The sequence below is a fragment of the Pseudomonas corni genome (genome assembly GCF_057128765.1).
The window spans coordinates 185,406-205,885 of sequence record NZ_JBSKHW010000010.1; the positions used below are offsets into that span (position 1 = coordinate 185,406).

At 57.7% G+C, this 20,480-nt stretch carries 18 protein-coding genes and 1 pseudogene; 9 read left to right on the plus strand and 10 right to left on the minus strand.

The genetic code is table 11. The annotated features are described in order from the left end of the window. Positions 1-6 precede the first annotated feature (6 nt). Together tagQ and ACWKV9_RS16955 are read right to left on the minus strand one after the other, a co-directional pair. Positions 7-936 (minus strand): type VI secretion system-associated lipoprotein TagQ, encoded by a 930-nt coding sequence (gene tagQ / locus ACWKV9_RS16950; protein ID WP_483837283.1) that lies wholly within the window; start codon positions 934-936, stop codon positions 7-9. Positions 937-1,017: 81 nt separating this feature from the next. Next, positions 1,018-2,097 (minus strand): annotated as a pseudogene (locus ACWKV9_RS16955) (formylglycine-generating enzyme family protein); the annotation flags it as partial. A gap of 105 nt (positions 2,098-2,202) precedes the next feature. Between ACWKV9_RS16955 and ACWKV9_RS16960 the strand changes: the two are divergent. From ACWKV9_RS16960 to ACWKV9_RS16985, 6 genes are read left to right on the plus strand one after another with little or no spacing between them, the layout of a single operon-like run. Continuing rightward, positions 2,203-2,634, plus strand: coding sequence for a hypothetical protein (locus tag ACWKV9_RS16960; protein ID WP_483837284.1), 432 nt, complete (start codon positions 2,203-2,205; stop codon positions 2,632-2,634). Next, the gene (tssE, locus tag ACWKV9_RS16965; RefSeq protein ID WP_483837334.1) at positions 2,628-3,140 is read left to right on the plus strand and encodes a type VI secretion system baseplate subunit TssE; all 513 of its coding nucleotides are present in this window, start codon (positions 2,628-2,630) and stop codon (positions 3,138-3,140) included. The genes ACWKV9_RS16960 and tssE overlap by 7 nt, the downstream gene beginning before the upstream one ends. Beyond that, positions 3,137-4,996 carry a type VI secretion system baseplate subunit TssF gene (gene tssF, locus ACWKV9_RS16970; RefSeq protein WP_483837285.1) on the plus strand — a complete coding sequence of 620 codons (1,860 nt, stop codon included), beginning with the start codon at positions 3,137-3,139 and terminating at the stop codon, positions 4,994-4,996. The genes tssE and tssF overlap by 4 nt, the downstream gene beginning before the upstream one ends. After that, a complete protein-coding gene (tssG, locus tag ACWKV9_RS16975) occupies positions 4,960-6,027 on the plus strand; it encodes a type VI secretion system baseplate subunit TssG (protein WP_483837335.1) in 1,068 nt (355 codons plus the stop codon). The genes tssF and tssG overlap by 37 nt, the downstream gene beginning before the upstream one ends. Further along, positions 6,020-8,707 carry a type VI secretion system ATPase TssH gene (tssH, locus tag ACWKV9_RS16980; RefSeq protein WP_483837286.1) on the plus strand — a complete coding sequence of 896 codons (2,688 nt, stop codon included), beginning with the start codon at positions 6,020-6,022 and terminating at the stop codon, positions 8,705-8,707. Before tssG ends, tssH begins: the two co-directional genes overlap by 8 nt. A gap of 30 nt (positions 8,708-8,737) precedes the next feature. Beyond that, positions 8,738-10,672 carry a type VI secretion system Vgr family protein gene (locus ACWKV9_RS16985; RefSeq protein WP_483837287.1) on the plus strand — a complete coding sequence of 645 codons (1,935 nt, stop codon included), beginning with the start codon at positions 8,738-8,740 and terminating at the stop codon, positions 10,670-10,672. A 48-nt stretch (positions 10,673-10,720) separates the two neighbouring features. Here the strand turns inward: ACWKV9_RS16985 and ACWKV9_RS16990 are convergent, their stop codons facing one another. Genes ACWKV9_RS16990 through ACWKV9_RS17010 form a run of 5 tightly spaced genes read right to left on the minus strand, consistent with a single transcriptional unit; the run spans position 10,721 to position 13,528 of the window. Next, the gene (locus ACWKV9_RS16990) at positions 10,721-11,116 is read right to left on the minus strand and encodes a DUF6911 family protein (protein ID WP_483837288.1); all 396 of its coding nucleotides are present in this window, start codon (positions 11,114-11,116) and stop codon (positions 10,721-10,723) included. Next, complete coding sequence (locus tag ACWKV9_RS16995; protein ID WP_483837289.1) at positions 11,113-11,424, minus strand: hypothetical protein; 312 nt, start codon at positions 11,422-11,424, stop codon at positions 11,113-11,115. The genes ACWKV9_RS16990 and ACWKV9_RS16995 overlap by 4 nt, the downstream gene beginning before the upstream one ends. Before the next feature lie 27 nt (positions 11,425-11,451). Then, entirely contained in the window at positions 11,452-11,817 is a 366-nt protein-coding gene (locus ACWKV9_RS17000; RefSeq protein WP_483837290.1) for a DUF6911 family protein, read from the minus strand. 26 nt (positions 11,818-11,843) lie between these two features. Continuing rightward, a complete protein-coding gene (locus ACWKV9_RS17005; RefSeq protein WP_483837291.1) occupies positions 11,844-13,058 on the minus strand; it encodes a cytidine deaminase-like fold-containing protein in 1,215 nt (404 codons plus the stop codon). A 32-nt stretch (positions 13,059-13,090) separates the two neighbouring features. Beyond that, positions 13,091-13,528 (minus strand): DcrB-related protein, encoded by a 438-nt coding sequence (locus ACWKV9_RS17010; protein WP_483837292.1) that lies wholly within the window; start codon positions 13,526-13,528, stop codon positions 13,091-13,093. Between the two features lie 298 nt (positions 13,529-13,826). Here ACWKV9_RS17010 and ACWKV9_RS17015 point away from each other — a divergent pair, with 298 nt between their 5' ends. The 3 genes from ACWKV9_RS17015 (at position 13,827) to ACWKV9_RS17025 (ending at position 16,412) form a co-directional block, all read left to right on the plus strand. Next, positions 13,827-14,522, plus strand: a complete 696-nt coding sequence (locus tag ACWKV9_RS17015) for a sulfotransferase family 2 domain-containing protein (RefSeq protein ID WP_483837293.1) — start codon at positions 13,827-13,829, stop codon at positions 14,520-14,522. Next, the gene (gene cysC, locus ACWKV9_RS17020; RefSeq protein ID WP_483837294.1) at positions 14,515-15,180 is read left to right on the plus strand and encodes an adenylyl-sulfate kinase; all 666 of its coding nucleotides are present in this window, start codon (positions 14,515-14,517) and stop codon (positions 15,178-15,180) included. Before ACWKV9_RS17015 ends, cysC begins: the two co-directional genes overlap by 8 nt. A gap of 101 nt (positions 15,181-15,281) precedes the next feature. Beyond that, on the plus strand, positions 15,282-16,412 hold the full coding sequence (locus ACWKV9_RS17025; protein WP_483837295.1) for a mechanosensitive ion channel family protein: 1,131 nt from the start codon (positions 15,282-15,284) through the stop codon (positions 16,410-16,412). A 35-nt stretch (positions 16,413-16,447) separates the two neighbouring features. On the opposite strand, the gene ACWKV9_RS17030 is transcribed toward ACWKV9_RS17025, so the two are convergent. The 3 genes from ACWKV9_RS17030 to ACWKV9_RS17040 form a co-directional block, all read right to left on the minus strand. Further along, on the minus strand, positions 16,448-17,776 hold the full coding sequence (locus ACWKV9_RS17030) for an OprD family porin (protein ID WP_483837336.1): 1,329 nt from the start codon (positions 17,774-17,776) through the stop codon (positions 16,448-16,450). 98 nt (positions 17,777-17,874) lie between these two features. After that, the gene (locus ACWKV9_RS17035; protein WP_483837296.1) at positions 17,875-19,080 is read right to left on the minus strand and encodes an acetyltransferase domain-containing protein; all 1,206 of its coding nucleotides are present in this window, start codon (positions 19,078-19,080) and stop codon (positions 17,875-17,877) included. A 105-nt stretch (positions 19,081-19,185) separates the two neighbouring features. After that, on the minus strand, positions 19,186-19,962 hold the full coding sequence (locus tag ACWKV9_RS17040; RefSeq protein ID WP_483837297.1) for a DUF4198 domain-containing protein: 777 nt from the start codon (positions 19,960-19,962) through the stop codon (positions 19,186-19,188). Between the last annotated feature and the right edge of the window lie 518 nt (positions 19,963-20,480).

Consider the following 20,480-nt stretch of genomic DNA (forward strand, 5'->3'; position numbering starts at 1 on the left):
GTCCGATCAAACGTTCGGACAAGGCACCGGTGCCCAATCACCCAGGTCTGCGTTCTTGCACATGCTGGTGACTTGAGATTGACCCGCCGCAGCAACCTGCTGGCTGGCCGCTTGCCTGGCCGTCGCGTCCTGCAAGGTTTTTTCAGTGGCGATTGCTTCCTTGGGCACGTTCGGCAGCTTCTTTTTCACCGGTGCTTTTTTCCGGACTGACGCTTTGACCACAGGCGCCGGGGTAACCGCAGCAACAGTGACGACATCGGCGCGCGTGACGCCCACGGTCTGCAGGTCTTTTTCGTAAGCTTGGGTGTAATTGTTCAGGTCTTCACTGGCGCGTCCGTTGGCAGCGACGATCAGGTCGTTGGACTCTTTCAACCCGGCAACGATTTCGGCGAGCCGTTTACGGCCCTCGATATCGTTCAGGGTGTTGGCCTTGCGCGCCAGGATCAAGCTGGCGAACTGGGTCTGGTAGCAGGTTTGCGAAGCTTTGGCGTAGGCCGTGCTGCGGTCGATGTCCGCCGCGCTTGTGTTGATGTCAGTGGCGTAGGACCCGATGCGCTGCTTATCGTCAGCAATCTGCTTTTGTTTCTCGGTGTAATACCCGACAGCTCCTCCAGCCAACGCACCGCCAGCCGCGCCAATGGCTGCATTGCGCACGCGGTGTTCGCCATTGCCGGTCAGTGCGCCGACCAATGCGCCACTGACCGCTCCAATGGCCGCGCCCCCCGCAACGGACTTAGTCACGTCAGCACTGGAATCGCGCAAGTACTGCACCGGTTCGTAACAGGTCGGGTAGTACTCAACCTGAGTGCTGGCGCCCACCTTGGAGACCGGCGAGGTCGCGCATCCGCTGATCAGCACGGCGCTGAATCCAGCCACGGCCAGCGACAGCGCGCGGGCATTGGCAGTGCGGACGATAGTTTTACAAACTGACTGCATGTTGATGCTCTCTTCTCTGGTTTTAACGCCGGTACGACAGATCGCCGCCCGGACTTCCTTTACGCTCGTGGGGTGCGCCGATCAGGGCTGACTGGCCGCCGCGAGCACTTGCTTCAATGTCGTCGCCGGATCTGCTCGCTTCTTCTGGCGATAGTCCCCGACATGACGAACGAACAGCGTTGCCCGTGCCGTCAGGCTTTTGCCCAGCACAGGTTTGCGAGTGAGTGCTTGCTTGACCTGCTGCAACTGCGCCTGAATCACCGCGTCGGTGTAGCGAGTGCCGGTCGCGAGGTTGTCGATGTAAATTTCAACTGCGCCGTCCAGCGCCCGGCGACCGTTTTCAATCGCTATGGCGAACAGCTCTGCGCTGGCCTGGTCGTTGCCTTGTCGGGCCTGCTGTTGGCTGTTCTTTAGATTGGTCAGACGAATGTTGTAATTGCTGATGGTTTCGGCCACTAACGCCGAGGATTGGATCAAGTTGCCAGCGGCCTCTTCGCGCTGCCGGGCGATCAGCGAAAGACTGTGCTTGAACGCTTCGTTGACCTGTCCCAACTCGCCCCGCAGCCGGGTATCACTGCTGGACGCGATGATGCTATCGAGCTGGCTGGCTGGATCATTGGCATCATCGATGGCGTCGGTCAGCGTGGTCAGACGCCCTTCTTTGTGCCACTGCTCGAACAATTCCTTATAGCGAGAGCGAGGCGCGGACAAGGCGCCGATAGCTACTCGAAACCCTGTCGCTTCGTTGCGCTGCTCAGTGCCGTCCGCCGCAAACAGCGGATACTCGCGACGCATCCCGGTGAACAACGTGCCCTCGCCTTCCAGGTAGTTGCCCCCCTTGGCGATGAAGCCACCATAAGCACCCTGGCGGCGTCCTGCTCTCACCAGCTGAAAGGATTCCTGGACCATTTCGGCGGCATTACCGATCACGTCGAACAGCCCGACAGGGTTAGGCAGTTTGCTGCCGATGGGGGTCAAGCGCGCGGCCTGGCCGCTGCCGCCCGCCACTTGATTGAACACTGCCCAGCCGGCGAGCGGTCCATCGCTGTCGCTGCCGTTCACGTGCCGAGGAAACAAGCGGCCTTCCAGCGCTTGGCGGCTGACTGCGTGCCCTCCCCGCGCGGCAAACTCCCACTCGACTTCAGTGGGTACCAGACCGAACAATCTAAATCGAAGCTCTCCCAAAGGCATGCACTTGCGAAGCCAGTTAACACCTCGTCAGAGAGCTGGTGCATGCCCCGGACATCACTTCAGGTGCAAAGTGAGATGACAAAGAAATACCTGTTAAGCGTGCTGAGCATGCTTAGTTTCTACACGTTAGCCGAACAGCCCCCCGTCGTGCCGGCCGGTTTAGTCCAAGCAACTTTTGTCGGGGAACAGGTCAGCCTCGTTAACGCAGACGGACAGTGCATGTTCACCAGCGCCGGTGAAACGCCGCTACGCATGGACATGGCATGGCCGTGCCGATTCAGCGAAACCAAGCAGAAGAAGGTGCGGATTGAGTTGTTCCGTGGTGCTGAAATTCTAATGGCTGAGCGCAGCGAACCTTTGCCCGCTCCTAGCAAAGAATGCGACACCGCCACGCAGGTGGTTCGCCATTTCAAGGACAAATTAGAAATCGCGCCAGTCATTCAATCTACTAGGTGCGGCCTGGACGTTTGGGATCAAAAAGTCTTCGTCTGGCAATTCGACTGGTGAACGCCCTCAACCCCCGCGAGCGGCTGCAACCGTCCTTGCTCGACCGCCTGACCGATGACGAACCGGGCAGTTCTGTCGACAGCCCGGCCAACCGCATGCTCTCGCTCAGCCAGTTGAAGGCTTCGGTGCTGCGCGATCTGTCGTGGCTGCTTAACGCCAGTTCGGTGCTGAATGCACCCGCCATGCGCGACACCGCAGCGGGTACGTCCGTCATCAATTTCGGTTTGCCTGCGCTGGCGGGGCACAGTGTTTCGAGCATTGATGTGCATGCGCTGGAAGGCTTCATCCATCGGGCGATCATCGCCTATGAGCCGCGCATTCTGCCGAGCACGCTGCAAGTGCGCGCGCAGGCTGCGGCTTACATGAACGTCAACGCGTTGAACTTCGAGATAGAAGGCGATTTGTGGGCACAGCCGGTCCCATTGCCGTTGTTGCTGCGCACCGAACTCGATCTTGAGACCGGCCACATGCAGGTGGTCCCCGCCAGCCAGCGGAGGCATGTATGAATCCCCGGCTGCTAGAATTTTATAACCAGGAACTGCTGCACGTGCGCGAGAGCGCGGAAGAGTTCGCCAAGGAATTTCCCAAGATTGCCGGTCGCCTTACGTTGTCGGGCATGGACTGCGCCGATCCCTACGTCGAGCGCTTGCTTGAGGGCTTCGCGTACCTCACGGCCCGCGTGCAGCTGAAGCTGGACGCCGAATACCCGACGTTCACCCACAATCTGCTGGAAATCGCCTATCCGCACTACCTGGCACCCACGCCGTCGATGACGGTGGTGCAGATGCAGATCGATCTCGATGAAGGCTCCCTCGGCGATGGCTTTACCTTGCCCCGCGCCAGCGCGTTGCGCGAAGACCTGGGCCGCGACGCGTCGACTGCTTGCGAATACCGCAGCACCCAAGCAGTGACGCTGTGGCCGCTGAGCGTGAGCCAGGCGGAATATTTCGGCAATCCCCACGCTGCGTTAGGTCGTGTCGCCGCCAGCGAACCCTCGGCCAAAGCCGGTCTGCGCATCACGCTGCGCACCAGCGCCCAATTTCCGTTCAACCGCCTGAGCCTCAACAATCTGCCGCTCTATCTCAACGGTGCGGATGAGCAGCCATTCCGTTTGTACGAGCAACTGCGGGGCAATGTCTGCGCGGTATTCGCTCGCGAGCCCAACGGCGAATGGCTCGAGCGCTTGCCCAACGATGCCTTGAAACCCCTTGGCTTCGACGACTGTGAAGCCGCATTGCCAGTGGTACCGCAGGCGTTTCAGGGCTATCGACTGTTACAGGAATACTTTGCGCTGCCGCAGCGCTACCTGTTCATCGACTTCACCGGTCTGACCCGAGCGGTGCAACAGTGCAGCGGCGAAGCTCTGGAGCTGATTGTGCTGTTTGATCGTTTCGATAGCAGCCTGGAGAACACGGTTGGCGCTGCGCAACTGGTGCCGTTCTGCACCCCGGCGATCAACCTGTTCCCGATGCGGGTCGACCGTATTCATCTGAGCAATGAAGTACACGAGCACCACGTCATCGCCGATCGCACTCGGCCGACCGACTTCGAAATTCATTCCTTGTCCGCCGTCACTGGCTACAGCACCGGGCCTGAGCAGGCGTTTATGCCGTTTTACGCGGTGCGTGATTGCGCCGATTACGCGAGGGCCAACGCTTTCCACCTGTTGCGCCGTGAACCTCGGGTGCTATCCAGCGAACAACGGCGAAGCGGTACGCGCTCGACCTATGTGGGCAGCGAAACCTTTATCAGCCTCGTCGATAGTCAGCAGGCGCCCTATCGCCAGGACTTGCGCCAACTGGGCGTCAACGCGCTGTGCACCAATCGCGACCTGCCGCTGTTCATGAACGTCGGCAGCGGCACGACGGATTTCACCCTGGCCGACAGCGCGCCAGTTAAAGCCATTCGCTGCCTGGCTGGACCGAGTCGTCCGCAGCCCAGCCGCGCCCACGACAATCAGGCGTGGCGCCTGATCAGCCAGCTGTCGCTGAACTACTTATCGTTGAGCGAAAAAGGCCAGGGCGCTGCGGCCCTGCGTGAACTCCTGCGCTTATACGGGGACGACACCGATCCGGCACTGGCGCTGCAAATAGAAGGCTTGCGCGATGTCAGTTGCAAACCTTGTACGCGCCGGCTGCCGATGCCTGGTCCCATCGCATTTGGACGGGGCCTTGAGATCACGATGCTGTTCGATGAACACGCCTTCCGTGGCACAGGTGTCTTCCTGCTCGGCGCAGTTTTCGAGCGTTTTCTGGCGCGTTACGTCTCGATCAACAGTTTTACCGAGACGGTGATTCGGACTACCGAAAGAGGCGAGGTCATGCGCTGGAAAGCCATCCCCGGCCTCAGACCCACGCTGTGAGTACGCTAGAGGACATGCAGGAGCAGCCGTGGAAATACGATTTTTTCCAGGCCATGCGGTTCATCGAAAGTAGCGCGCCACACTTGCCGCGCGTGGGTCATTCCCTGCGTTTGGGCGATGATCCGGTTCGGCTCGGTCAGCAGCTGGAATGCACATTTGCGCCTTCGAGTCTGGCGGCCTTCACTCCCATGGAAGCACACACGGCGCCACGCCTGGAGCAGCTATTTTTTGGGCTCGGCGGCCCTAACGGCCCTTTGCCGCTGCACATCACCGAGTATCTGCGCGACCGCCAGCGCAACCACGGCGACCACGCGAGCAAGCGATTTCTGGACGTGTTTCATCATCGTTTGCTCAGCCTGTTTTACCGCGCATGGGCCGAGGCTCGCCCGACGGTCAGCCACGACCGACCCGATGATGATTACTGGGCCGCGCGGCTTGGCGCGTTCAGCGGGCGGGGCATGTCGAGCCTGCTCAACCAGTCAGTGATTCCTGACGTGGCCAAGCTGCATTTCACCGGACATCTGTCCGCGCAGACTCGCTATCCCGATGGGCTGAAAGCGATCCTGTCCGACTACTTCGGGCTGCCTGTTGCTATCGAGGAATACATCGGCCAATGGCTGGAGCTACCGGATCGCAGTCGCTTAGGCGTCAACGCCCACCAGTTGGGAATCGACCTGTGCCTGGGCCGTCACGTCTGGGATCGCCAGCATGCTTTTCGTATCCGGCTGGGCCCGCTCACGCTCGATGAATACATGGGCATGCTGCCCGATGGCGCGCCGTTCCAGCATCTGGCGGCGTGGGTGGCCGAATACTTGGGCTATGAACTGGACTGGGATCTTAACCTGGTGCTGCAACAGCGCGAAGTGCCAGCTTTCAAGCTCAATGGCGCGTGTCGCCTGGGTTTCAACATCTGGCTTGGGCAGCCCAAAACTGACGCTGACGACCTGATCCTCCCGCGCCAAAACGCGGAACGATCGGCATCGTTACAAACACCTCCACCACTACCCGCAAGGAGCACACACCGTGAGTGAAATCAGTCGCGCCACGCTGTTCGGAAAACTCAACAGCATCAGCTACAAAGCCATCGAAGCCGCCACCGTGTTTTGCAAATTGCAGGGCAACCCCTACGTGGAGCTGTCCCACTGGCTGCACCAGTTATTGCAGTTGCAGGACTCGGACCTGCACCGGATCGTTCGCGCGTTCGACCTTAAGCCTGCACATCTGGCGCGGGATTTAACCGATGCCCTTGAGCGCCTGCCGAAGGGCTCGAATGCAATTACCGATCTGTCTCCCCATGTCGACGAGGCAGTCGAACGGGGTTGGGTCTATGGCAGCCTGATGTTTGGCGACAGCCAGGTGCGCAGCGGCTATTTGCTGATAGGCATGCTCAAAGCTCCGCGTTTGCGTCGCGCTCTGCTGAACCTGTCTTCGCAGTTCGAAAAGGTCGACGTTGGTGCGTTGAGCGAGCGCTTGAGCGAACATCTGGGCGACTCACCTGAAAACGGATTAAGTGCCACCGAGATGGCTGGCGCCAGTGCCGCGCCCGGTGAAGCCAGCGGTGCAATGGCCCCCAGTGCAATGGGCAAGCAGGAGGCGCTCAAGCGCTACACTCTGGACCTGACCGAACAGGCGCGCCACGGCGAGCTCGATCCGATCGTGGGCCGCGATGAAGAGATCCGGCAGATGGTCGACATCCTCATGCGCCGCAGGCAAAACAACCCGATCCTTACCGGTGAAGCCGGTGTCGGCAAGACCGCTGTGGTCGAGGGCTTTGCTCTGCGCATCGTCGCCGGTGACGTGCCTCCCGCGTTAAAAAATGTTGAGCTGCGCAGTCTTGACGTGGGCCTGCTGCAAGCGGGCGCGAGTATGAAGGGCGAATTCGAGCAGCGTTTGCGCCAAGTCATCGAGGAGGTTCAGGCCTCGCCCAAACCTATCATTCTGTTCATCGACGAGGCCCACACGCTGGTCGGTGCGGGCGGTGCGGCGGGCACCGGCGATGCCGCCAATCTGCTCAAACCTGCGCTGGCACGCGGCGCATTGCGCACCATCGCCGCTACGACGTGGGCAGAGTACAAAAAGCACATCGAAAAAGACCCGGCTCTCACCCGTCGCTTTCAAGTGGTACAGATCAGTGAGCCTTCGGAAGACAAAGCCCTGTTGATGATGCGCGGCGTGGCTGGGACCATGGAGAGTCATCATCAGGTGCTGATCCTTGATGAAGCGCTGCACGCTGCAGTCAAGCTGTCTCATCGCTACATTCCCGCACGCCAGTTGCCGGACAAATCAGTCAGTTTGCTGGACACCGCTTGCGCACGAGTTGCGGTGAGTCTGCACGCCGTGCCCGCCGAGGTGGATGACAGTCGTCGACGCATTGAAGCGCTGGAAACCGAGCTGCAGATTATTGCGCGGGAACAGGCGCTCGGGGTTTCGGCGGTTGATCGGCAGGCCGGTGCTGACCAACTCCTCAGGTTGGAGCAAGAGCGGTTATTGAGTCTTGAAACTCGCTGGAAGGAAGAGCGGATTCTTGTGGATCAGTTGCTGCAATTGCGCGCAGAACTGCGCGAAGACGGCTGTCTGGTGGACACCGTCGAAGCCCCTGAAATCAGCTTGCGCCTATCACAGCGCGAGCAACTGGTGGATGTGCAACAACGGCTGGCAACGCTACAGGGAGAAGCGCCTTTGATCCTCCCGACCGTGGATTATCAGGCGGTGGCGTCGGTGGTCGCGGACTGGACGGGTATTCCGGTAGGCCGCGTGGCGCGCAATGAACTGGAAACGGTGCTGAACCTAGACCAGCACCTTCGCAAACGCATCATCGGCCAGGACCATGCGCTGCAGATGATCGCCAAGCGCATCCAGACTTCACGCGCGGGCCTGGACAATCCGAGCAAACCGATTGGTGTGTTCATGCTCGCTGGCACCTCCGGCGTGGGCAAGACTGAAACGGCGCTGGCGCTGGCCGAAGCGCTGTACGGCGGGGAACAGAACGTCATCACCATCAACATGAGCGAGTTTCAGGAGGCCCACACCGTTTCGACCTTGAAGGGCGCGCCACCGGGCTATATCGGCTACGGCGAAGGCGGCGTGCTGACCGAAGCAGTGCGGCGCAAACCGTACAGCGTTGTGCTGCTGGACGAGGTCGAAAAAGCTCATCCGGACGTGCATGAAATCTTCTTTCAGGTGTTCGACAAGGGCGTGATGGAAGACGGCGAAGGCCGAGTGATTGACTTCAAAAACACCCTTATTTTGCTGACTACCAATGCGGGTACCGAGCTGATCTCCCAGCTGTGCCGGGACCCGCACAATCTCCCGGCCGCGGATAATATTGCCAACGCGTTACGTCAGCCGCTGCTGGAGATATTCCCGCCAGCGCTGCTCGGGCGTTTGGTCACAATCCCGTATTACCCGTTGAGCGACGCGATGCTTAAAACCATCACGGGGCTGCAACTGGAGCGCATCAAAAAACGCGTCGAAAGCACCCATAAGGTGGCGTTTGATTACGACAACGACGTGGTGGACCTGATCGTCTCGCGCTGCACTGAAACCCAAAGCGGTGGACGCATGATCGACGCCATTTTGACCAACACATTGCTGCCTGACATGAGCCGCGAATTCCTGACACGCATGCTTGATGCAAAACCGATGGCGAGCGTGCTTATCACGTGCAGTGATGGGCAATTTGAGTATCGGTTCAGCGATCAAAGCGCCTGAATCGGGCACCCGAGGATTAACGGACATATCATGGCATTCACCCAAATCACCCGCCTGGCGAAGGTCAACACCTCACTCGGCCCAGACGCGCTGTTGCTCAAAAAACTGAACGGTCATGACGAACTCGGGCGACTATTCGATTACGAACTGCAACTGACTTCACACGATCACGCCATTGACCTCAATCAGTTGCTTGGCAAGCCCATGAGCCTGTCGCTGGAACTGGGTGCGGGCCGTCAGCGCTATTTTCACGGCATCGTCGCGCAGTGCCGACAGACCGTAGATGTCGGCCAGTTCGCCAGCTATGAGGTCAGGATGCGTCCCTGGTTGTGGCTGCTGACGAAAACTTCCGACTGCCGGATTTTTCAGCACCAGACGATCCCACAGATCATCAAACAAGTGTTTCGCGACCTGGGTTTTTCTGACTTCGAAGACGCCCTGAGTCGTCCGTATCGTGAGTGGGAATATTGCGTTCAGTACCGTGAGACCAGCTTCGACTTCGTCAGCCGGTTAATGGAGCAGGAAGGGATCTACTACTATTTCCGTCACGAGCAAGATCGTCATATGTTGGTGCTGGCGGATGCCTACAGCGCTCATCAGCCGGTGTACGGCTATGAATCTGTGCCGTTTTACCCGCCTGACGGCCAGCATCGCGAGCGCGATCACATCAATAGCTGGCAGTTGGATCAAGCAATCCAGTCCGGTTCGCTGGAGCTCAATGATTACGACTTCGAGCGCCCGAGCGCGCGAATCGACGTGCGTTCGGCAACCCCGCGCGCGCATGCTGCGGCGGACTTTCCGCTATTTGACTACCCCGGCATCTACCTCCAAAACGAGGACGGCGAGCACTACGCCCGCACTCGCCTTGAAGCAATCCAGAGTCTGCATGAGCGGGTAGAGTTGAGCGGTAATGCACGCGGATTGGGCGCCGGTCATGTGTTTAGCACGACAGGTCTGGCTCGTCAGGACCAAAACCGCGAATACCTGATCGTCAGAACGGGCTACGTCATCCATCAGGAAGGTTTGGAAAGTGGTGGCGGTTCGGCGGACGCGCAATTCACCAGCAACCTGACGTGTGTTGACGCGCAGCAAAGCTTTCGCACACAACCCAGCACCAAACGCCCCTTTGTCCAGGGCCCGCAAACCGCTCGCGTGGTCGGCCCCGAAGGCGAGGAAATCTGGACCGATCAGTTTGGCCGCGTGAAGGTGCATTTCTTCTGGGACAGGCACGACCAATCGAACGAAAACAGCTCCTGCTGGATTCGCGTATCCCAGGCTTGGGCGGGAAAGAACTGGGGGTCGATGCACATACCGCGCATCGGCCAGGAAGTCATCGTCAGCTTTCTGGATGGCGACCCCGATCGACCGATCATCACCGGTCGTGTGTACAACGCCGAACAAACCGTGCCTTATAAACTCCCCGCCAACGCCACGCAAAGCGGTACAAAAAGCCGCTCCAGCAAAGACGCCACGCCCGAGAACTTCAACGAGATCCGCATGGAGGACAAAAAAGGCGCTGAACAGCTGTACATCCACGCCGAGCGCAATCAAGACATCGTCGTGGAAGTGGATGAAACCCACTCGGTGGGGCACGACCGGACTCGCAGCGTCGGGAACGACGAAGTAATTACCGTCGGACATGACCGAGCGCGCGTCGTCCGGACCAATGACGCGCTAAAAGTAGGCGGCAGCAAGATCGACAGCATCGGCGCCCACTATCTGATTGAAGCGGGTTCACAAATCCGACTGGTGTGCGGCAAGAGTGTGCTGGAGTTCAATGCCAACGGCGCGATCAATATTTCGGGGACGTCGTTTAAAGTTTATGCGAGTGATACGGGGGCGATTGATACCGGTAATCGACTGGATATCAATGGGGGACTTGCTGGGGAAATGAATGCTCAGGGGCAGGGGGTAAAGGGGACGATTGAAGGGCAGGTTGAGGCGTTTTTTGGGGAGAAACCATAGTCGTAAAGGCAGTTGCTACCGGGCAAGTTGAGGCTAGTAAGACTGACCTCAACTTAGCCAATGGCGTGACACATCTCCGGTTTCGAAGAACTCCTTGAATAGCATCACAACCAGATCGAAGTCGTCGGTAAGCATTCTGGCGTCCCAATAGTCTCCAAGGACCTCCACAATCTGAGCGGTTGCAGTTGGGTTATCGTAAGCCCTGACATTCAGGTCGTCGCCTATATCTTCGAGCAAGGTAATCAAATAAGTATTGTTATCCGACTCCAGAAATATACTGATCGGACCGGGTTCAGGTGGGTTAATTAAACGCAAGCGTAGTGTCCCGGGTGCCTTTTGGAGAAATTTAAGTGGCCAGATTACGTCCACCCAATCTTCGAAGTAACCACTTACGCCTGACCACACGCTGCGGATCAGCACTTTCCGTGAAATGAGCATTTTCATTTATCAAAAAATTTCTCATCAACAGTAAAATTTGGACCCAATTCCTTACGCAGATATTCCGCAAGTCGATGCCCTTCGGTTTTGAACTCTGTTTCCAGCGCTTCACTCTTAAATCCAGAATCTTGCGGCGAATCCATGTTCAGCGTTTCGTCGTAGAGCCGCGCCCACTCAGCGAGCCTAAGCCTGAGCGCCTCAGATAGGGGCAGGCCTGCTGGATCGATATCGCCGTACTGGTCGATGGTCAAATCCCAAAGCGGGTGACACTGATAGTCTGCCATCAGCCTGATTACTGTAGGCTTGCGACGCATGTCATGGCCTACGCGAAAGAGAGCACATCAATTCAACCATTGCCGGGAAACGTCACCCGTTTCGAAAAATTCTTTAAACATCATTATTACCAGACCGAACTCATTAGTAATTGAGCGGGCATCCCAGAAATCCCCCAAAACATCTATCATTTGGGGAGTTACTGTCAGATTGTTGAAAGTTCTGACGTCGGTATCGTCTTCAGTCGCCTCAAGCAACGTTACGAGGTAATTTTTGTTTTCAGCGATCAGTCCTACGCTTAGCGGCCCAATGTCTGGCTCATCCATAAGCTGAACTCGTACAGTCCCTGATATCACTTCAAGCTTGTTCAGATGTAGCATTATTTCCTCCCAACGATGAACATGCTGGTTTCCACCAGACCAAACGCCGTGCATCAAATTAGTCCACGATAGATGCATTCTCATTTGCCCGCCTGCGTCGTAAGTTTTTTCATTCCGAGCTTCCAGAATAGGGTAGCTCCCGACTTGTGCTGGTAGATGGTTAATGACTTTAATTCCGCTGCCTTCGCCATTGCAACTACATCAGACCGGCAGAACTCGCACACATCCATGCCAGCTACGCTCATCGTCATGTCCTGCCCCTTTGTCATGCCTTTTTCATATGCTTGCTGAATCACAGCCACCTCTGCATGGGCTTCCGCCATATTTCCATTTGGCATCGGCTTACGGTTTTTTAAAGCTTTCGCAGATACCCTATCGGAGATTAATGTCAGGTGGTCAGGATTCGCCTGCGCCCTTGGTCTGGATCTCTGATTAACATCAGTAAAAACCATATTGCCAACTTTGCCCTTCGCGGTGACAACAGGTACAGGTAATTCTTCCACAGCGGCCAAGCCAAGAGGATTGGATTTGGTACTTTTGGATAACCCCGCCCCCACCCCCAACAACGCCATCCCCGCGACGCCCTGCAGCAAATCCCTGCATCCCGGCCCTAACCGATCGCCCAAATCCCCCAACAGCGCCATCCCTGCCATTGCCGCGGCGCCAACAACCACTGCAGTAGCAAGGACTGCCGCGCCCGCCATGGCTGCCAACACCAACCCGGCCCCTGCAGCCAAAAGACCCAGGGCTTCGAAACCCGTGTGCATCCAGCCCTGGATATCGAGGACGAAGGTGACTGAAATTGTTGGCCCGCCAATAAACGTATTAGCGCTGCCGTTTTTGATGTGTGCGCCGCAGACCATTTTGCTGCCCCGGCGCGCGGCGGGTTTGCCATTGATGTAGACCGTCGCGCTACCCTGAGCGATGACGACCGGGAAGGGCCAAAACGGGTGACTCAGTGGCAGACCGTTGCATGAAGAGGCGATGTCGTCGCCAGCGCGCATGGCTGGACGGCCATTGATGTAGACGTCATTACTGCCCTTCGCCAGCAAGCCGGTCGTGGGCTCGGGCATGTCGAACAACTGGCAAAGCCCGCTGACAATTTGAAACGCGGATAACCCGCCAGCAGCGATCGATCCACCCACGATCGCAAGCGCCAAACCACCCGTCGCTACGGTTGCCGCCACGACAGCCGCGCCAATCAGTGCGCCAGCCACGGCCCCGCCGATCATGGCGACGACGCCAAAGCCGTGGGCGATTTCGTCGCCTAAGCGTGCAGCGGGTTGTAAATCCATTTAAAGGGCATCTTCCGTAGATGACTTAACGCTTACTGAGCCGCGTGCTTGACCGGCTTGAAGCTCTGCATGACTTGTTTCCAGATGGCTTCGTGATGGACCAGGTCATCGGGCGTGGTCGTCAGCGTCGCGATCAGCACTGTCGGTTTGTGCTCGATGAACATCTGTCGAAGCATCAAGTCGCGCCCTTCCCGTTCCCAGGTGTAATCGAGCAAAGAAGCGGCATGCCCATGCAGCGTGAAGTCCCAATGCTTGATCAGCTTGAAATTGGGAAGCTGCCGTTCGGCGCTTTGCAATTGAGCAGCGACGTAGTCCAGAAATGGCATATCACCCTGGCCGGGGTCGCGACTGATGACGAAGCTCGCTTCCCTGGCCTGGCCTACGGCGGGTAACTTGAAAATATTGACACTCTGGTCCTGCCAGGTATCAGGGATTTCCAGGTCTGCTTCTTGAAGGCGATAAGTGTTCATATCGATAGCCGTTTTCCGCAGGCAAATAATTAACCAGGAATGCAAACTCCTTTCTCACGATGTGAAATATATCCAGACCTAACGTTCCGCCGCCTTTTTTAGACGGTTCATCGATCACGAAAACTCTCGAATATCTGTACGTATCAACCTACAACTTGAGTAACAAACTAAACACAATAAATATACAAACCCGAATAACTAGCGCTCAGCGTAAATTATATGAAAAGTTCTGCCGCTCACTGTTATCCCCGCTGTAGCCTCACGCTTTGATCCATAACACGCCACAGGTCACTTCCCCATGAATCACTTGCTATGGAAGCTATTCCCCCGGCATCACCGCGAGCTCCTGCTTGAGCGACTGTCCGTAGTGGATCGTCAGGTCGTGAACAAGACGCTGTCCCAAAAGCCCCGGTTTCCGGAGGTCTTCGACCAGTTCGAGTGTATTTTCATTCACGTACCCAAATGCGCGGGCAGCAGTGTGGCGACGTCTTTGTTCGGCAGTACGCCCACGGGGCATTTGCCGTTGTATTGGTATGAAAAACAATTCAAAGAGCGTTTCGACGAATACTTCAAGTTCGGCTTTGTACGAGACCCGTTACATCGCGCGTTATCGGCATATCGCTACTTGCTACAAAACCCACAGCCGCGAGATAGAGCCGCTTACGAATTAGTGAGTCGATATTCTCGGTTCGATACGTTCATTGATGGCTGGTTGCACAGCGATAATATTTGCAAGCAGATACATTTCGCGCCGCAACATCACTTTCTGCAGAACTCGATGGGGCAGATCGCTATTGATTTCATCGGGCGTCAGGAACATCTGGAAGCAGACTTCGCCATGTTGTGCGAGCAATTGGGTGTCAGCGCGCAGCTCGATCACTTGAATCGCTCGCCTGGCTCGAATTACAAAACCGCGGCGTTGTGTTCCGTCGCCTCGCGCAAGCGCATCCGGGAAGTCTATGCCCGTGACTACGAGTTGTTTGCTTATGACTGACTACAGAACTGAAACCCGACCTTTGATCATCGCGCCTGAACTGAGTGTGAGTCAGGCCCAGCGCGAAGCCATGAAGCAGCAACGGGCTTGCTGCATTTGGCTCACCGGTTTGTCCGGCGCGGGCAAATCCACCTTGGGCAACCAACTGGACGACACGCTGCAAGCCCATGGTCTGCACAGTTATTTGCTCGACGGCGACAGAGTGCGCAACGGCTTGTGTCAGGACCTGGGCATGAGCGATCTGGACCGCCGGGAAAACGTGCGGCGCATAGGCGAAGTCGCCCGGCTGATGGTGGACGCAGGATTGATCGTGATCGTGTCGGCCATCTCGCCGTTTCGTGCTGATCGTGACAGCTGCCGCAGCCATTTCGCTGAAGGCAACTTCATCGAAGTACATGTAAGCACGCCCCTGTCGGAGTGCATGCGCCGGGACGCCAAGGGGCTTTATCGCGCGGTAAGCGAAGGCCGGATACGTAATTTCACTGGTATCGATAGCCCCTACGAGGCGCCGCTTAATCCGGAGTTTGCGATCGATACCAGCACGGGTGACAACAGCAAACTGGTTGATCAACTGCTGTTGATGCAACTGCAAGCAGGTTCACAGCGCACGCGTTATCGGCCGTTCACCGAATCGAGGTCGCTCCCCCGCTCTGGATAAAACACGTCTACGCTGGGGTTTGCAGCTCGATTGGGGAACGATTGCGCCGTTTACAGGCTCACAATCCTTGTCTTTAAACCGTCTTCGTCGCGAGCATCCCTATGGAACATGTAATTCCGGACGCCTGGCTGGACGTCTTGCCATTGCCATGGCTGAGCACCCTGATCGTCGCTGCGGTGGCGATCTGTCTGTCGTTGCTGATTCGCTGGATAGCACTGGCGGTGCTGAGGCGGGTCTCGAAGTCGTTCATATTTGCGCAGCAACTTATCCTGCGTGCCGGGCCGCCCACTCTGTGGTTGATCCCGCTGCTGGCGCTGCAAACCGTGTGGACGTCAGCGCCGGACGACTTGATGTTGATCAATACCGTGCGGCACGTAAACGGCATGTTGGTCGTTGGCTGCTTCACCTGGCTGGCCTTGCGCTGCGTGAAAGCGATCGGTGAAGCGGTCGCGATCCGCAACCCGCTGGACATCGAAGACAATCTGCAAGCGCGGCGAATCCAGACGCAGGTTCGCGTACTGGTGCGTTGCTTGAACGTACTGGTTTTGCTGTTCGGCACGGGTCTGATTTTGATGAGCTTTCCGCCGGTGCGGCAAATCGGCACCAGTTTGCTGGCTTCTGCCGGGCTTGCAGGGTTGGCGGCGGGTTTCGCGGCGAAGCCGGTGCTGGGAAATTTGATTGCGGGGCTGCAGATCGCAATCTCTCAACCGATCAGGCTGGACGACGTAGTGATCGTTGAAGGCGAATGGGGACGTATCGAAGAGATCAGCGGGACTTACGTCGTGGTGAAAATCTGGGACGAGCGGCGGATGGTGATTCCGCTGCAGTACTTCATCGAGAAGCCGTTTCAAAACTGGACGCGCAGTACTTCAAGCCTGATCGGCTCAGTGTTTTTGTGGGTGGATTACGCCTTGCCATTGGAGGAGTTGCGCGAAGAAACCGAGCGCATCTGCAAGGACATTCCACACCTTTGGGACGGTCGTGTGTGCGTGTTGCAAGTCACCGACACCACCGACAAAGCCATGCAATTGCGGGTGTTGTTGAGCTCGGCGGATTCATCGCGAAGCTGGGATGCGCGCTGCCACATGCGCGAGCGGTTGATCAGTTACATCGCCAAACAGTACCCGCAGTGCTTGCCGATTTTGCGCGCAGAAATGTCGTCACGCACGGTTCAGCCAGAGCGTGACGGGCATGAAACCCCGACCGAAATTCCCCGCCAGCCTCCGGTCTGAAAGCCTGCGGCGAAGCTGTTCGCCGCATCTCGCCCTTAGAATTTGCCGCCCAACGGGTACTCGATAGCCAGGCGCAGCTGGTCGGCGTCGAGTTCGGCTTGCGCCTTGTTACCCCGATGCACAGCGTGGCGCAGGGTGATCGCAAGCTTCTTCGCGGGCCCCGATTGCACGACGTACTTGGCTTGCAGGTCGCGCTCCCAGTGTTTGCCGTCCTTGCCGTAACCCAGCCAGCTATAACCGCCGCGTGGGTCCATGTGAGTGCCGTCAATCCCGCTACCACGTACATACAGTGCGGAAAAGGTCAGCCCCGGCACTCCGTACGTGACCATGTTCAGGTCGTAACGGCCCATCCATGAGGCTTCCTGCGGGCCGTTGAAGTCAGACAGCGCCACAGCGTTACTGAGGAAGATCGCGCCCCGGGTGACGTAGTCGTAAGGCGTGTCGCCATCGATCTTCTGGTATCCGACGCCGAAACTGTGGGCGTCATAGCGATAGGTCGACAGAAAGCTCCAACTGGTGTTGTTGATCTGACCAGACAGTGCCTTCCCGGTGTCTTGGGTGCGATACAGATTGAGGTCGAAGCTCAGATCCTGGTTGTCGTTGAAGACTTGAGTGTAAACAGCGCCCACGTATTGCTGGCGCCAGGTGTCTTCGTACTCCGCGCTGAACAGACTGGCAGTCAGCCCCTTGAGGGCAGTAGTGCGAACACCCACCAGATCGAAACTGTCGCCCTGCTTGCCGTTTGAGTAGTTGACCACGAAGCCCCGATCATGGCTGCTGGCATTGCGGTCGGTGCTCTCGTTGAAATGCCCTCCGTAAAACGTTGTCGCCGGCAATTCCTTGCTGGTCAGCAACCAGCCTGTAGCGGTCTCTGGCAACAAACGGCTGTCGGATGAACCGAAGACCGGCGTCTTCACCCGCTGCTCGCCATAGCGCAGTTCGGTAGACGAAACACGCAGCTTCATCGCAGCGCCGCCTCGGCTGAATTCATCCTTGGGATGGCCGTCGTCATCGATGCCCAGCAATCGTGCTTTCCCCGCGCGACCGCCGCCGGTGTCCAGCTGGCGACCGATATAGGTGTGGGCATCGAAGCCGAACCCAACCGTACCCTGGGTGTAACCGGAGCTGAAATCGCCCATCAGCCCGTAAGCCCATTCCTCAGCCAGATCACTGCGTTCGGCGCGCGGCTTGTAGGCATTGCGCGCGCCGTTGCTCAGCGAGCCGTGCTCATAGTCGCGACGGTCATACAGGCTGCGGTTCAGCACGTTCCACTGGCTGTCTTCAATGAAGCCTTTTGCGTTGTCCTGCTCCGACGCGAAGGCGAGCAGAGACTGCCCTCCCAGCGCCATCAGGAAGGCGTGCATGGATATAGTCTTCACGTAGTGCTCCTGAAAATCTTGCATCCCGGGTCAGCGGCGCCCACACATTCGGGGCGCCGTCCAGGCTTGGTCTTGAAGGAGGATCAGAGGTATTTGAGCCAGGCGATATCGCGGCGACGCTGTTTGAGGTTGGCGTACCAACGCGTCGGGAAGAACAGAATCACCGCCAGCACTACGCTCCACATCCAGACGCCTGGGAGGTCGTCGAAGCCGTAGTAATTGCCTTGATTGGCGCCCCACAACGCCAGCGCGATCAAGTACATGGCCTTGAGTACGTAGAGGTGCAGCAAGTAGAAAAACATCGGGGCGCCGCCATAGATCGCCAGCGTTGCAGTGGACCAGCGGTCCTGCATTTTCTCGAACAGCGCCAGCAACAGCAGCCCCAGACCAATCGTCGGCATGAGGAACATCAGCGACGGCGGGTATTTCTTGGCACTCATGAAGCTCATGAACGTGCGTAACGAGTCACCCGTCTGCACCCATGGTTTTTCGCCGTAGACGTTCAGGTAACGGATGAAGACAAACGCAACGAGCAGGCCGAAACCGACCTTGAGCAGGCGAGACATCCGCACTGCGGGGTCAACGTCCTTGCCGAACCAAGGACCAATCGCCCAGCCCAGGAGAATCACGCCAATCCACGGCAGCACGGGGTAGGTGGTGCGGGCGCGGGTGAATTCGGTGATGTCGATGAACACTCGCTGATGCAGGATTGACCATGGCACAAAGAACGGCGAGTCAGGACCGACCACCACACCGTCCAGCAAGTTATGCCCGGCGACAATGGCAACACCCAGCACGATCAGCCAGCTGCGTTTGAAATGCAGGAGACCGGCGAGCACGATCATGCAGATGCCGATGCACCAGATCACTTGCAGCCACAAGGTTTTAGGCGGGAACTCCGCGTTCCAGGCGAAACACACGAAGGTGATTTCCAACAGCACCAGAAACACGCCGCGCTTGAGCAGGAACACGGAGGTTTCTTTCAGCGTGTGCTTTTGGCTGTACAGATACGCCGACAGGCCGGTGAGGAAGATAAACACCGGCGCGCAGATCTCGCTGAGCATGCGGGTGAAGTACAGGTCCGGCGTAACGCTCAGGGCATCGATGGGGTCGGTGACTTGGCGATGCAGCAAAAAGGTTTCGCGCACATGGTCCACCAGCATGCACAGCATCACAAAACCGCGCAGGGCGTCGATGGCCAGCATGCGGGTGTTGGTGATCACGGACGCGGCAGTCCGCGCAGGGGGAATAGCTCCCGCCCGCCCCGTCATTTCAGAAGTAAGGGACATTTGAGTTACTCATGTTATCGATCATTGATCAGAGGCTAAAACCGGCGCGGGAAAGCGCCCGGGATCAACCCGCAGTGCGGCAAAAATGTTTGATCGGTGGACGCTTTAACCAGCCGCCTTTTTAAGCCGTGCAACTTCCGAGGCCGGGAGCTGCGCCGGTGGACGCGACGAAGGCGCCGGACCTGAGCCGTGGTAGAAGGAAAGCGTCGAGCTGAAGCTCTTCACGTCGTACTTTTCTACCTGCTGTTGAGCGTTTGTTCGCTCGCCGGGCGCGTGGTCCTTGTACTCGGCGGCAACGACATACGTGCCTTGCCGTGGCAGCTCGAACGTGACCTTGCCAGCGGGATCGGAAACCTGGGTGATGGCTTCACCAGAAGCGGTTTCAAGCACAACGTCCTGTGCCGCTAACGGCTTGCGCAGATAGAACACCTGGAACGTGGCCTTGCCATCTTTGGCGATACCGGTGGGGACGATATCGAGGTCGAGTTGCGGCTCGCGCGGTCGCAGATCACCGACCCAACGGGTTGCCGGAGTCCAATACGCCTTGAGGGTTTTACCCTCTTCGTGCAAATCGAAAATCGGGTAGTGCGTGTCCACTGCCAGCAGCGTGTCCTGCACCGAAGGCTGCTGCGCAACCGCAAAATAATCGCGCTGCAAGCTCAGCCTAAGGGGTTGAGTCGTATGCCCCGACCAAGCCGCCAGACCTTTGAATCGGTCCAGCCCGCCGGGCGTTACTTCCAGCATGTTCTTGTCGTACTCGCCGTAATAGAGCGCCACCGGCTGCTGTGCCGTCTGTTCGAACCAGATTTGATGCGCTTGCGCGGCGCCGACAAACAGCAACGCGCTGCACGCCAAAAGCATTTTCGTGTTGATCCCTTTCATTCGCACTTACCCATGCCCATCAGTTAATTCATGCTCCATTTCGTTACACTATAACATCGTGCTACTCGATAAAGCACCCTGCCCTCCCGATGAATTACAACCCACTCCAACATGAAATTTATTTCATACTCGGGACGCACAGACGGCAGAAATACCGTTTTGAAGATTCAAACGAATTTATATGCGGCATGCGCCAGCGTGGCGCGAAGGACTGTCGGTTACAGGCGGGATGTGCGTTAGCGGTGCAGCGCAAGTCATCAAACCCTGCCTGCGTGGTAAATCAGGACTCAATAAGCAGCGCAGATCCTGTTCGTGCGAGTCGGCGACTTCCGACTTGCCCGCGAAGCTGCGCCGCCGTTCATTTCCCCTCGCAGACCGCAGATTCTTTCCGCGCCATTCGGCACCAATTAATCTGCCGGTATACGGTCTATTCCACGCACCAACGGCCGTCTGAGCGGACTCATTCGATAGATCATTCTTGCGCCGTTGCGGCATGATGAACGCCACCTTTTCAAACC